Raw genomic sequence first — 13,968 nt, 5'->3', positions numbered from 1 at the left:
AAGAAGCACGAGAACCGTCCCCATGCTTCTTAAACAAGTTCCCTCTCCGTTTGACAATGTTTCTGCTCGAATTCATCAATTGGAATCGGGGGTGAATAGTAATAACCCTGAACGTCCTCGCATCCTATTTCCTGGAGAAGCTTTATCTGGTTTTCCGTTTCGACGCCTTCTGCAATCACCTGCAAATTCAGGTTTTTGGCAAGGAAGATGATCGCGGTTACGACTTCTTTGTTGTTTTCAATGTTATCAATGAAGGATTTGTCAATTTTCAATATGTCTACATTTAGTTTGTCTATGTAGCTTAATGAACTGTACCCAGTTCCGAAATCATCTATACTAATCTTGATTCCTTTTTCGCGCAGGGACTGTAATATGCAATTGACATCTTCTTCGTTTTTCATCACAATTCTTTCAGTTATTTCCAGCTCCAACAGTTCCCCGTCCAGGTTAAATTCGTTTAATTGATTTTGGATAAAGGAAACAAAGCCTTCCTGCAAAATAGTGATCAACGAAATATTTACTGAAACCCTTTTGACTTCTTTTCCTTTTACCTTCCACTCACGGAGAACTTTACATGCCTCGGTAATAACGAACGTCTCTAAAATAACGATAAGTCCACTTTCTTCGGCAATAGGAATGAACACATTTGGAGGAATAAAACCTTTTTCAGGATGTTTCCACCTTAACAATGCCTCTGAACCTGTTAATACATTTTTGCTGGTATGGTATTTCGGCTGAAAATAAAGCATTAGCTCCTTGTTCTGAAGGGCGTTTCGTAAATCTTGCTCAATCCCTAGCTGATTAAGGGTCTTTTCTGCCATTTCTTCACTGTAGACCGAATAGCCATCCCCGCCATTTTCCTTACAATAGTACATGGCCATGTCTGCAAATTTATACAGGTCATTGACGTTTCTTGCATGGATAGGAAACCAAGCAATGCCCATGCTGGCTGTCAGCATAACTTCATAGCCGTTCACAATTAAAGGAGTTCTGAAGCTTTCAATGATATGATCTGCCAATGTTTTATAATTATTGGAAGGAAGCAGCACTAAAAATTCGTCCCCACCCAGTCTTGCAATGGTCCCTTCATCCCCAACACTTTTATGCAGCCTTTTCCCAATCTCAATTAAGAGCTTATCCCCAAAGGAATGGCCGAAAGTGTCATTAATTCTTTTAAACCGGTCAAAATCTAAAAGCATTATAGTAAATGAATACTTCTTCTCCGCATATTTAGCCATTACATTTCTCATCATTCTTCGATTCGGCAAATCGGTCAGTTCATCATGATAGGCAAGATATTCCACTTTCCTTTCTGCAGATTTTCGATCCGTAATATCTTCGACAATTCCAAATGCTCCTGTGATTTGGCCATTCACCAGCGTACGGACTGCAGTAATTTTAATATCCTTCAAGCTTCCCTGTTTATTGACAAACTGGGTTTCAATATTTGAAATGGTTCCGTTCAATACGTTCTTTAAAATCGCCGGGATCCTTTCATTGTCCGGTTTTTGAAAAAACATACTTATATGTCTGCCGATCAATTCTTCACTTGTAAATCCCGTGATTTTGGTTGCGACTCGATTCGTTTTTATGATACGTCCATCCAGGCCCACAGAAAACACTGCACCCGGATTGTAGTTAAAAAGCGAAGTATAGGACTGTACATTTTCTTCTAAAATTTTGCCCCCTAATAAATCCGGCACAAGGGCCATCCCGAGATTTGCTGCCACGACAAAGATAAACGGAAGGATCATCTCATATACAGAGGGGTTAATGGAGTCTAAATTGAGGAGTGAAACCATTGATATATACGGAATTCCCGCAAATGAAACCCCCGCAGTAACCGAGCCAATGTGCTTCCATTTTGTTCCGACACTTCTGGAATCCTCATTGGTAATTTGAAGCAAAAATCGCAAGATGGAAAAGGAAGCTCCCAGTGTTAAAAGGGATGCAATTAACAGGATAATTAGTTTAACCTCCACTAAGTCCCTAAATAAAATGAAGTACCCGCTTATATCCGCGCCAATAATGATGGCACCAATGGATAAACCTCCAAGGAGATATTGTTTCTCGGATACAACGCGAAACTGAGCCATTTTTAGAGCGACGAAAGACCCGGCAAAGCATAATAGAAAATTTAAAACAGCATATATAGCATAATCATAATGTGTTGTTGAAAATGGTATATCAACAGAGACCGACACAAAAAAGTGGGTAAGCCAGAAAGTGATGGCTAAAATTGCAGAGCTAAATACTAAACTCTTACCCTGCATCGTCTGCTTTTTCACCCGTACGCTCGCTTCAACTCCAATGATACAGCTAATCATTGAAAAAAGGACTGTCAGGGCAACAAAGCGAAAATCAAAAAGATGAAAACTTGAAAAAGAATACATGATCTCCTCCTGGTGACCTCAAAAAAAGGCAAAAATATAAAATATGACAAATGGAGATTATTTCATCTCTTTCTTTTATCGGCTCATCAATCCGGATTATTTATAGGTAAGGACGCCGGAAAACTTAAGTGCGGAACTTCCATCGAATAAAAAGAAGCATCAGAACCGTCCCGATGCTTCCGATGCTTCCCTAAATTAAGGACAGCTACCTCAATTAAATCTTGGCCGATACGCGGGATTCAACCCCAAAGCTCATTTCAATATAAAATCTCCCGGAATGCGTCCGCTTATATTCCACGAAAACAGGAGTGGCCTGCTTCATGCCATTATTCTCTGCATAAGCAGCAAGCTCCCAGTACTTCACCTGAGACTGTTCATCAAACTGGTCGAGAATCCTCGCCACAATCGCATTCTTAATTGTAAAGTAACTCCGAAAAAGAACTTCCTCCTCTTTCGGTATTGCTAAAAACGATTCTTCTATCGGCAAAAAGATCTCGGCCGTCATAATCTCTGCTTGTGGATCACTAAGAATGGAATAAAAAAGGTCTCCTGATGTAGTGTATCCGTATCCTTCAAGGATGTTTGTAAGGTCCTCAATTGCAACGCGTATTTCCTCTGGGTAAAAATTATACAGCTTGGACGCGACATTGCGGTATGTAATGTAATGCTGTTCTTTAATCAACTCGCATCTCTCCGTTCCAGCATCGGGATATAAAGGTCGATGATGATTTCTCCGTACACATCAAGCATGACACAGTAGTAAGTTTGATCGAGAGGGATTCCTTCCTTTGATGCAAAAATTCTCATTTTTTCATGTGCGGCTGTAAAATTTGCCTCCTGATCTGCCTGCCTTAAGACAAGTGCTTTTTCAATATGCAGGCTATCCACATACTCGAAGTCTGCATCTTCTTTTACAACAACCGGTCCATTGATGGGCAGATAATAAGTAAATTCTCCTCTTTCCGGATCATTTTGATCGCTTTTAAAGGAGAAAAATACAGGCCCATTTTTGTATACTTCCTGATTCAGCTCCAGATCCTCCAGATAATACAGGCCTTCCTGCCATTTTTCCTTGAGACCATGTCTGCGGTAGACAAACAAACAATCAAATTGCAGTGAACGTACCTCCATTGATATCACCCTTTCCGGATTTTTACCGGGCGTTTACTCACTCTTTTTGAAATAGGCTTCATTTCTTCCATAGGATACAGAAAGCCACTTTCATTAAAATTGAAGCTCTTAAAGCGATACTTGCAATACAGGATTACAAGCTGCTCCGGAAGTACAAAGATCATTGTATAGAAGATGAGCAAAGGAAGTACAGTAAATAAAACAGTTTCGAATGAACCGCCTATTAATCCATTTCGAATTAAGGAAATTATAATAAGAACAATTCCAGTACTTCCTACAATGGCAACTGGTATATAAGAAGTGGTGTCAAACTTTTCTCTGTGCTCCCCTTTAGCTGAACCCTCACGATATCTACCATTTTTCAGGAGAAGATATAATCGCATAAATGTTGCAAGAAACAGCGCAGCAGCAACCCCCAAAGTGATATATGTAAATGTGATTAAAAACTCTTCTGTTGCTTCTGATTCTTGACCAATAGAAAAAAGTGCACCTAAGTAAAGAAAAATACCGAACAGGTTTTGAGATACAATGATTGATACTATATATTGAGACTTTTCAAATTTCTTATAAACTGCTGAAATTGCAAAAATAGCTGAAAGAATAGTTAGCACAATTGTGGACCAAAAATGAATAGTTTTAATAGATTCAACGTTTGGATAGACAGTCATTTCAGCGGTTACTGTATATATTAAATAAAAAAGCAGCCATTGAAGGAAACAGCCCAGGAAAAGAATCCCTCCGAGGGAGTTGGGGCTTTGTCTGCCTGATTCTAACGGACCTCTTAGCAGTGCAAAATCTTCTTCGCACAGATTTCTAAACACTGTCTATTCGCCCAATACTATTTTCTTTTGGAAGGGAATCTTTCGTAGAATACAAATAGCCTCTTTCATTAAAATTAAAGCTCTTAAACCGAAATTTACAATAAAGAATAACAAGTTGTTCAGGAAGAACAAAAATCATAGTGTAAAAGATTAGCAGCGGAAGTACTGACAATAATATTGATTCGATTGAATCAATTACCCCATTTCTGATCAAGTATTGAAGTATAAGAACTAATCCTGTGCTGCCGACTATTGCAATCGGTAAGTACGATCTTGCTTCAAATCTCTGTCTCAAAATATCTCTATCAGAACCTTCTCTGTATTTGCCCTTTTTAAGCAGTATGTAGAATCGAATATAAGTGACAATAAATAGAACCAATGCTATAGCAAGTGACATAAACGTGAGATTTATAAGAGAATTTACACGGGCCGCATCGCTTTCTCCAATGAAGAATATTGCTCCTAAAAACATACTTGCTGCACCCGCATTTTGAGAGACAAGGATTCCCAATAAATATTGTATTTTTTGACCTCTTTTATAAACAAAAGGAAAGGCATAAAGGATCGATAAAACCATAAGGGCCCCAGTAGTCCAATAGTGGATTGTTTTTATTTGATCAACATTTGGATAAACAGTAGACTCTGTTGTATTATAAATTAAGAAAACAATTAAAGCTTGTATAAATAAACCCAAAAATAATGTGCCGCTTAACGATTGTGGACTTTGTCGTCCTGATTCCAAAGGTCCTCTTAATACTGCAAAATCCTTTTCTGAAAGCTTTCCCAACATAATACAATCCTCCTGATACTTAGTGAAACCAACCTTTAATGTTATCCATAATTGATTTTCCCGTTTTTTTGTCCTTACTGTTTAGCATGGTGTTCGCTGCTATACCGAAAGCAACTCCAACTGCAGTTCCTACCCCTGGGATCGGAATTGCAGCAGTAAAAAACGCCACACTCCCTGCCTGAACCGCACCAGAAACGGCCATATCAATAGAAGTATCCACTGCTACCCTTTTGACAGCCTGTTCTCCGGATAAACCTGCTTCTTTTGCACTATTGTGATTACTATAGTATGTTAGACCCGCCGATAACGGTCCGAGGGCTTTTGTTGCACCCTTTACTGGTCCGCTCGTTACAATCCCTTTAAAGTCAACAGCATCCTTAAAAGATTTCCCTGCCCCGGAAAGCGTTGCTTTTCCGACTGTTTTCGCTTTTTCAAATGTTGTTGCCTTGTCATTCCAATAATCTAGTGAAGGATGGCTTTTTAGTACTTCATCTCCCACTCCTGACCAGCCTGATTGACCCGGTTTTTTTGTCGCATATTTTAGTGTTGCTTTATTATCTGCAGCTATTTTATAGTGCTTGTCATTTAAGCGTTTGCTGCCTTTGGGAACTCCTGCCATTAATTCTTTATATGCCTTGGAGTCCGGCTCAATGCCCAAAGCTCTTAGGGCCTTGCCGGTCGCATGCAAGCGATAGCTGTATTTCCCGGTGTTAGGGTTATATACCTTTGTAATGCTTAAACCATTGTTCTTTCCTGCCATATACATTCTGAAACTGGATATTGCGCCTGTAATCGCGGTATTTGCTTTTTTGGCGTTCCCAACATGATCCTTGGCTGCCAGCATAAAAGGGATGGCACCAGCAACATTTCCTGTATTATCCTTTTCTGTCCCTTCACCAACAGAGCCAGTATTCACCATCCGCTTCGCCAACTCAGTCGTTAAAGGAGAAACAGATGAATACTCCTTCCACTGTTCGGCAGGAAAACTGCTGTTCACCAGCCCATCCGTTACCATCCCCTCAAGGTCGGCAAGCCATTGTTCCATTATGATGATATCTTCATCAATTACATCTAGTGCATTTGTCTGGGTCCTGTCAAATTCGTGAAGATCACTAATGGTATCTTCTATTTTCTTCATCGCTCTGCGGACACCATCCTGAAAGCTGCTGTCATCCAGCTTGGGAAGAGATACAATGTCTGATACTGTATTGATTATCGCATTTCCTTCATCTGTCAAACTTTCTGTCAGGTGCTTGAGTTCATTTAATTTCGCTTGGAGTTCGCCTTCCAGGAAGTGCTGGCGGATTACACCTGAAGGATGGGGTTCCAGTGAATTTAGTGCAGACTGAATCTGGTCCAGTGTGGTGTTAAACTGATTCTTAAAGGTTATGAAATACTGAATGAAGGGGACATGGCAATCCTTATAAAATGAGCGGAGTGCTCCTCCTCCCTTTCCTTTAAGTGCTTCTTCCATGCCAGCAAAGCTTTCTGCTGCTTTTAAAATTGCTTCCATTTCGCCTTCAAGGCGTGTGAGCGTCTGCTGCTGAAGTGAGATTCCTTCAAGAAAAGGTTCTGCTTTTAAGACCTTCACGTTTTCACCTCTCTTGCCGCTTTTTACTGAATTCGTACGTGGCCATTCATGGTACCGGAAAGCTGTACGTCGGTTTGCCTCATATATTCCACTGAATTTTCTGCTGATGAAATATTTTGTGTTAGCACTGCTTGGTACCTAGTTAAAAGAGCTTGGAGTCTTATGGCGATATCCGCAAGTTTTTCGGCGCATTGCAGTTCATTTCCCGAAATAGGCTGAGGGGCCTGCGGCTGAAGCGATCCGCAAGTATCCTTCATAGCGGCGAGGCTTGCTTCAATCTCTCTATACTCCATTTTGATTTCTGCCATGTTCATCCTCCTCGTATATGCGATTACATAGTCTTCTAGCTTGACTCCTGCTGAAGGTTTGAAATGATCTGCTGAATGGAGGCAATCTCTGAATGTAGAAAATCTATCTTGGTATTTAAGGTGCTTATGATTCGGTTGAATTGATCTTCTGCAAGATTAAGAATATGTACTTTCATGTCCTCACGTATGTTTTGAAACCTTATTGTATTCTGCCCTTCCCAGCTGTCTGGGGTAAGCTCGGGTTCAAGACACTGATTAGGCAACTGTAAAAAGTACTGCTGTTTTTGCCTTAAATCCGACTGGCACATGGTCAAACGGTGAATTTCTCCCTGTTTCTTTCGTACCAGGGAGTGGTAATCATACAGCACTTTTTCCCACCCCTCATTCTAGCCTGAGCTGGATGACTGTTTGCGCTTTTCATGTTGGTTACTATGAACTAGGCCGATTTGCAAACTGTTTCTATACCCTATTTTTCCAAAACGTTCCTTGAATTTGAATAGATAATTCGAATGATTTTTTCCATATTGTTCAAAACGAAACAGGAAAAAGGACTCAAGTTTCAAAAAAACTAAACCACTAATTCATACCACTTATTTTTTCATGATAACCCGTTTTTTACAAAATTTTGCAATGGTTAGGCTGTCCTGTACTGAAAGGTATTAGGCAACGTAATCCTAATTCCCTGAATACAAGCTTCAACAGCCTTTCACTTACAAAAATAACTGCGCTATCTTCCCTGATCGCCTTATTTTCAAATTCATATGCTGATACGGCAGAATCAAAAGCTTTTACCTCATATTTGACGACATTTCCCCTATTCGATTGAACAACCTTATATGAACATTCGTTTTGCTGCGAAAATTCCTGGTGTCTGTAATGCCAACATCGGCACCATGTTAAAAGTAATCCCTGAAAAATACGACGGAGTTGGAAGCTCCCGCTCTACCTTTAAACGAATGATCTAAAAAGCCATCCTGTGAGGAATCACCCAAAGAGAATAAATTGAACCAAACGTTTTGTTGGTTTGTTAATGATTACTGCGTTCTTTCATCTCTTGAAGGTTGGTTTAAGAAGGATAACCCGATGAGAGTTAAAAAAAGGAAATAACTAATACAACCTTATTTGACCACAATGCAATAATGGGTATAAATTCTAATTAGCCACATTCCTTTGGGAGGATATATAAAATAATGCATAAAAAAATGAAAATCATACTCTGCAGTGTAGGGATATCATTAATGCTTGTAGGATGTTCTGGTATGAGTACAAATAACAATCGAGATAGTGAAAAAAAAACAGAGGCTTATACTTCTACGGACACGATGGTCAGTGTACAGGAATATAAAGGCGAGGGATACGGTCTTGCAGACGGGAAGGAAACCGATAAATTAGCGGAAGCAAATAGAGATCAGATTGAGGAAGCGGCAATAAAGTTTTTTCAGGAATACTACAAAACTGATATAAAGGTACATAATGTGGTCGGTACCCGTGATGGGGCAACTGTATTTGTAGAGTCTGCTGGGGAACCACATTTTTATACCTATGCAGTTGTGCCGGTTGATAAGCAAAAGAAGAAAGTCCTGACGGAAAAAATCTGGGCAGATGATTATCAGGTACAAAATGCCATCCAAGGTAGCTTATATCACATGATTTTTCATGAAGAGTTTGGGCAACTTGATGATTATTTCGCTTCACTTGAAGCTGAGGGACAAATCACCGGGAAAACGAAGGAAGCCCTTCAAAATGTTGGCGGGCATGGCTTTATGACCCCTTATTACTTTATTTCAACAGATGCTGATGATGCAGCCATTAAGCCGGTGTATGACCTATACTTACAAAACCCGGATGAGAGTATTGAAAACTTGAGAAATACCTATAATGAAAGCTTATTTGACAAAGATAACTTCCAAATAAATATCCAGTTATTTATGAAGCAAAAGCAGGCGGAACCAAGTGAAGAGGTATTCACACAAGTTTCAAGAGATTTGGATGAAATGACTACTATTCCGAAAGGGACCTATAGCTTTTATCTAAATGATAATTTAATTCATGCACAAACTTCAGAAGGTGCTAAAGATAATTCGTTAAAACGAGCTTTTCCCGATTATATTATTAAAGATTAAAAGCAGGTGAATAGATGAATACAATTATGGGTTCACCCAATATAAATAACGAAGAATCGATATATAACGATAAAGACTTAGTTGAATTGGCAGGTTATCATGCTTTTATCTACCCGTTAGTGGATGCAAGAATCGAAGTTATATTGTTATAAAGAAAAAGAAGCAAGAGAACTGTCCCCCTGCTTCAAAAGAGGCTGACCTAGTAGTTTTTGGCAGCCACCTTTAATTGATTTAATAGTTTTCATTTTCCAGGCTGAAATAGTTCGAGCGATTCTCCATCTGGTCCTTTAAAGAAAATGTACTTGGAACCGTTTACCAATATTTCAGGTTCTTCCGTTGCGAATTCTACCTGAAGTGATGTCAGTCGTTCAATTTCTTCCTGAATACTATCAACTGTGAAGGCTAAGTGATGGACCTTCCCTTCGACTGGAAAAGTATCTGTCTTACCCGAAATAAGCTCAACAAAAATTTGTCCACTTTCCTTATCGCCTAAAAAGGCCAGGTTCACAGAAGGTTCATTAGCATCGAACTGATCCAGTAATTCGAATCCTAAAATATCCTTGTAAAATGCAATTGACTTGTTTAAGTCTGATACCATCACACCTACATGTTCTATCTTTCTAATAGCCATTTATGTTCTCCTATTTTTCGATGAATTTAGTGAAGAGTTTAGTTGACTTTGCCTTAGCGTTCACCAATAAGGTTTCTTAGTTAGCCGGGACATTTAGACAGATCGGGATTGGTATGTTTGCCTAATCCGTTTCCAATGTTCATGGGTACATTTTCTTGCAAGATCTGGATCCCCTGCTTTTATTGCCTCAAAGGTAGCCCGATGGTCCTTTGTTGATTCCTGTTTGTCAGACGCCGAACCTGCAATTAACACCAGTCTTGCAAGCTGAAGCTTTTCATTTACTCGTTTCAGATGTTCGACAAGGAAATTATTTTTACATAATGAATAAAGAATTGAGTGATATCTTTCATCCGCTGCAATCCATTTATCCGTGTTCCTCTCCGAAAGCGCTTCTTCCATTGCCTCGATGTTTGCTTCCATTTCATCCAGTTGGGCTTCTGGATCTGATGCGACCAGGTAGGATACCATGCCTTCCAGGCCTTCAGCCACTTCATACCAGTGTACCAGTTCATCTTTAGAAAGTGTTTTTACAAAAATTCCCTTGCGTTTAATTGTTTCAATGACATCCTCTGCTTTTAAACGATTTATGGCTTCACGTACTGGAGTTCTGCTCATCCCAAGTTGTTCTGACAGCTCTGTTTCCAAAAGAGGGTATCCAGGCCGCAGGGTTCCGTTGACAATCGCTTCACGAATGGCCGAATAAGCCCGATCTGCGGATGTTACTTTCTTTTTTTTAGGTTTATTAGTAGGAGTTAAATTTTTCATAATTAAACTATATCAACTTGTGTTTTATTTGTATACAATTAAGTATTATTCAACAAAACCAGACGTTATCTTTTTTAATGAACTGTTGATACCCCGGGTCTAATTCTTTTCCAGTGGTTCTGCGTTATGGATCTAAACGTTCAGCTAACTCTTTCTCCAAGATGCATCATGGATATATTCACAATTAATCATGGACACCCGGGTGGCTGTATATACCTTTTCCGCTGTATAACTTGCTAGTACTGAAAGGGCATTCCGATTCATTTGGCCCGCATTTTAATTAATACCCTCAGCCTTTCCTTGGGCTTTGATATTCTTTAAGTTTTTTAGTATATCGCTGTTCTTACGCCCAAATCTGTCGTGCAGGCGGCAATACTCATTAAACAAGTGGTCATACACTTGTTTGGCCTCCATATTTGGCTTAAATCGGTTCCTTGAAGTACTTCCCATTTTTCCAACTGCCTGTTCAATGCTATCGTAGCCACCCTTACTGGACCCTGCCGCGACAGCTCCAAGCATGGCAGCTCCTATGCCTGGGGCATAAGCAATATCGTTCACATAAATCTCTTTCCCGGTTACATCGGCTAAAATATGAATGAATAGTGGATTCTTTACGGCTACTCCCCCGCAAGCATGAATCGCTTCAACCGATACTTTACTTTTTTCAAATTGTTCCACAATCACTCGAGTGCCAAAGGCGATGGATTCCAATAAAGCCCTATATATTTCTTCTGGTTTTGTAGATAAGGTTAAACCAACAATAACACCTGACAAATCTGCATCCATCAAGACTGATCTATTCCCGTTAAACCAATCTAAAGCAAGCAGCCCTGTTCCCCCAGGCGGTATATTTTCAGCACGTTCTGTCAGAACTTGATGAATTGAAGCTTCATTTTTTTGTGAAATTGGCGCAAAATCGGGTGATACTAAGTTTCTTACATACCATGCAAGCATATCCCCTCCTGCAGGCTGGCCAGCTTCATAACCCACAAAGCCTGGAATAATGCCACCATCAACAGTGCCCGGAATTCCACCAATACTGCATTTAGTTTCTCCCAGGAGCATATGACAGAATGATGTTCCCATTGCAATAACCATTTGCCCTGGCTGATTAACACCGATTGCCGGAACACTTGCATGAGCATCGATAGTAGCAACTGACACAGCTGTATTCGGTGACAGACCGAGTTGTTCAGCCCAGTCGGAAGTTAACATTCCAGCTATTGTGCCCACATCTAACACCTGATGTGGAATCTTCGTACCAATAAGATCAGCAATCTGCGGGTCCAGCTGTTGAAAGAATTCCTTGGATGGGTATCCATCCTCCCTGTCCCAGCATGCTTTATACCCTGCAGCACATGCATTTCTTGTGTGATTCCCTGTTAATTTCCATACGACCCAGTCTCCAGCTTCTATAAAAATATCCGCTGCGGTGTAAATATCCGGAGCTTCCCTTAGAACCTGTAAAATTTTTGGTATCATCCATTCAGAAGAGATTTCTCCGCCATACCGTTCCAAGAAAGGTTCTCCGCGCAATTTTGCAATACGATTGACTTCATCCGCATACTTCTGGGCAGCATGATGTTTCCAGAGTTTCACATACGAATGTGGATTGGTCTTCCACTCAGGCAGGACACATAAAGGTGTACCGTCCTCTGAAACCGGAAGAACTGTACTTGCTGTAAAATCTAACCCAATGCCGATAATCTCTTCTGGTTTTACATTCGTTTGATTCAGTACTTTTGGAATAGACTGGCGCAGCACATCGAGATAATCGTCCGGATGCTGAAGCGCCCACGAATCCGGCAAATTCGACCCATCTATAAAACTCTGGTCCATAACACCATGTTTGTATAGAGTGTAATCAGTACCGATGACTTCCCCATTTTGGGCATTTACAAGTAATACTCTTCCAGACTCAGTGCCAAAATCAATCCCAATAACATACATCGCCATTCCCCCAATCATCTAATCACCAATAAAAAGAGTGGGGATTAATTGTCCCCACTTGATTATCAATACTCACATGGAGACACCATCATGCACCGACATTCTTGCTGGAACTAGATTTTGAGTCCTGTGTGAGCCGGTCCATCTTGAATAACAAAACAAGGCATGCGCACAGGATGAGGGCACCGCTCAGGATGAATAGACCACTTGAAGTGCTGCCAGTCAGGTTTGAAGTATAACCCATGACATAGGGTCCGAGAAATCCGCCGAAGTTTCCAATCGAGTTAATTAAGGCCAGACCAACAGCTGCTGATGTACCAGCCAAGAACCTATTTGGTATTGACCAGAAAGGAGCAAAGAAGCTGAATAGACCCATAGTTGTCAAGCTTAAGAATACGAGTGAAACTGCTGGGTCTTTTACGATGGCACAGCCTAAGAGACCAGCTGCTCCGACGATTGGAGGAAGGGCCGCATGCCATTTCCTTTCGCCTGTTTTATCGGAATGCATACCCCAAAACGTCATCGTAACACCTGCAAAGATGTATGGAATCATCGTTAAAAAACCAATTTGAGTGGTGGATAAATCTTGGGACAGACCTTTGATGATCTGAGGCATCCAGAAACCAATTCCATATAATCCAAAATTGATCGTTATATAAATCAGGGACAGGTGGAGAATTTTAACGTCGGTAAAGACCTTACCAATTGAATGTTTTCCTTTTGGCTGCTTTAAACTTCTTTCATTCTCCAGCTCTGTCTTAAGCCAACTCTTTTCTTTTTCTGAAAGCCATGAAGCTTGTTCGGGGCGATCCGTTAAATAGTAGAAGGTTACAGATCCTAGCAAAATTGCTGGGAGCCCTTCTAAAATAAACATCCAACGCCAACCTTCCCAGCCGAACGCGTTTATGTTATCCATAATGAGTGCAGAAACAGGAGCACCTAATATATTTGATACAGGTAAGGCGAGGTAGAACATGGCATATGCTTTTGCCTGATCCTTGGAGCGAAACCAATAAGTGATGTAGAGAATGATCCCCGGGAAGAATCCTGCTTCAGCTATTCCAAGAAGAAACCGTAGAATATAAAGATGGGTCGCATTTTGCACAAATCCAGTTAAAACAACGACAGCCCCCCAGGAAATCAATATACGGGCAATCCATTTTCTTGCACCGAACTTATGCAGCGCTATATTGCTTGGAATTTCAAAAATCACATAACCGAGAAAGAAGATGCCTGCTGCCAACCCAAAAATTTCACTGGTTAACGCCAGGTCTTTATTCATATCTAGCGCAGCATAGCTTAAATTTACCCTGTCTAAATATGCAATAATGAACAAAAGAAAGATAAATGGAATAATTCTTCTTGTAACTTTCCTCACCGTCTGTTCCCCTAAGTAAGCGGTTTCATTTGACATTGTATAGCACCCCCATATAATTTGATTTTTTTAAGATACGGACTTTTAGGC

13 protein-coding genes are annotated in these 13,968 nt (G+C 40.3%); 1 reads left to right on the top strand and 12 read right to left on the bottom strand.

Annotation, left to right across the window (positions count from 1 at the left end):
- Nucleotides 1-29 precede the first annotated feature (29 nt).
- The 8 genes from CVD19_RS12885 to CVD19_RS12850 all read right to left on the bottom strand — a co-directional run bounded on the left by CVD19_RS12885 (nt 30) and on the right by CVD19_RS12850 (nt 7,402).
- Complete coding sequence (locus CVD19_RS12885) at nt 30-2,393, bottom strand: EAL domain-containing protein (protein ID WP_101582268.1); 2,364 nt, start codon at nt 2,391-2,393, stop codon at nt 30-32.
- 214 nt (nt 2,394-2,607) lie between these two features.
- Nucleotides 2,608-3,075, bottom strand: coding sequence for a DUF5085 family protein (locus tag CVD19_RS12880; RefSeq protein WP_101582267.1), 468 nt, complete (start codon nt 3,073-3,075; stop codon nt 2,608-2,610).
- A complete protein-coding gene (locus CVD19_RS12875) occupies nt 3,072-3,524 on the bottom strand; it encodes a hypothetical protein (RefSeq protein WP_101582266.1) in 453 nt (150 codons plus the stop codon). Before CVD19_RS12875 ends, CVD19_RS12880 begins: the two co-directional genes overlap by 4 nt.
- A 5-nt stretch (nt 3,525-3,529) precedes the next feature.
- Nucleotides 3,530-4,345 (bottom strand): ABC transporter ATPase, encoded by an 816-nt coding sequence (locus tag CVD19_RS12870; RefSeq protein ID WP_101582265.1) that lies wholly within the window; start codon nt 4,343-4,345, stop codon nt 3,530-3,532.
- Nucleotides 4,338-5,135 carry an ABC transporter ATPase gene (locus CVD19_RS12865; RefSeq protein WP_101582264.1) on the bottom strand — a complete coding sequence of 266 codons (798 nt, stop codon included), beginning with the start codon at nt 5,133-5,135 and terminating at the stop codon, nt 4,338-4,340. Before CVD19_RS12865 ends, CVD19_RS12870 begins: the two co-directional genes overlap by 8 nt.
- A 19-nt stretch (nt 5,136-5,154) precedes the next feature.
- Nucleotides 5,155-6,726 (bottom strand): ribonuclease YeeF family protein, encoded by a 1,572-nt coding sequence (locus CVD19_RS12860; protein ID WP_101582263.1) that lies wholly within the window; start codon nt 6,724-6,726, stop codon nt 5,155-5,157.
- Nucleotides 6,727-6,749: 23 nt separating this feature from the next.
- The gene (locus CVD19_RS12855) at nt 6,750-7,034 is read right to left on the bottom strand and encodes a DUF5344 family protein (protein ID WP_101582262.1); all 285 of its coding nucleotides are present in this window, start codon (nt 7,032-7,034) and stop codon (nt 6,750-6,752) included.
- Between the two features lie 35 nt (nt 7,035-7,069).
- On the bottom strand, nt 7,070-7,402 hold the full coding sequence (locus CVD19_RS12850; RefSeq protein ID WP_101582261.1) for a YwqH-like family protein: 333 nt from the start codon (nt 7,400-7,402) through the stop codon (nt 7,070-7,072).
- Nucleotides 7,403-8,293: 891 nt separating this feature from the next.
- Here CVD19_RS12850 and CVD19_RS12845 point away from each other — a divergent pair.
- Complete coding sequence (locus CVD19_RS12845; RefSeq protein ID WP_257985123.1) at nt 8,294-9,157, top strand: DUF1672 domain-containing protein; 864 nt, start codon at nt 8,294-8,296, stop codon at nt 9,155-9,157.
- A 241-nt stretch (nt 9,158-9,398) separates the two neighbouring features.
- Here the strand turns inward: CVD19_RS12845 and CVD19_RS12840 are convergent, their stop codons facing one another.
- From CVD19_RS12840 to CVD19_RS12825, 4 genes are all read right to left on the bottom strand, one after another.
- Nucleotides 9,399-9,788 (bottom strand): VOC family protein, encoded by a 390-nt coding sequence (locus tag CVD19_RS12840; RefSeq protein ID WP_101582259.1) that lies wholly within the window; start codon nt 9,786-9,788, stop codon nt 9,399-9,401.
- A 93-nt stretch (nt 9,789-9,881) separates the two neighbouring features.
- Nucleotides 9,882-10,553, bottom strand: coding sequence for a GntR family transcriptional regulator (locus tag CVD19_RS12835; protein ID WP_101582258.1), 672 nt, complete (start codon nt 10,551-10,553; stop codon nt 9,882-9,884).
- A gap of 276 nt (nt 10,554-10,829) precedes the next feature.
- Nucleotides 10,830-12,509: a ribulokinase gene (locus tag CVD19_RS12830; protein WP_101582338.1), complete on the bottom strand. Its 1,680-nt coding sequence runs from the start codon at nt 12,507-12,509 to the stop codon at nt 10,830-10,832.
- A gap of 82 nt (nt 12,510-12,591) precedes the next feature.
- Entirely contained in the window at nt 12,592-13,917 is a 1,326-nt protein-coding gene (locus CVD19_RS12825) for an MFS transporter (RefSeq protein WP_101582257.1), read from the bottom strand.
- Nucleotides 13,918-13,968 lie beyond the last annotated feature (51 nt).

The sequence above is a fragment of the Bacillus sp. T33-2 genome (assembly GCF_002860205.1).
Taxonomy (GTDB): Bacteria; Bacillota; Bacilli; order Bacillales; family Cytobacillaceae; genus T33-2.
The sequence above is the reverse complement of the archived record's forward strand: the minus strand, read 5'-3'. Positions and strand labels throughout refer to the sequence as shown.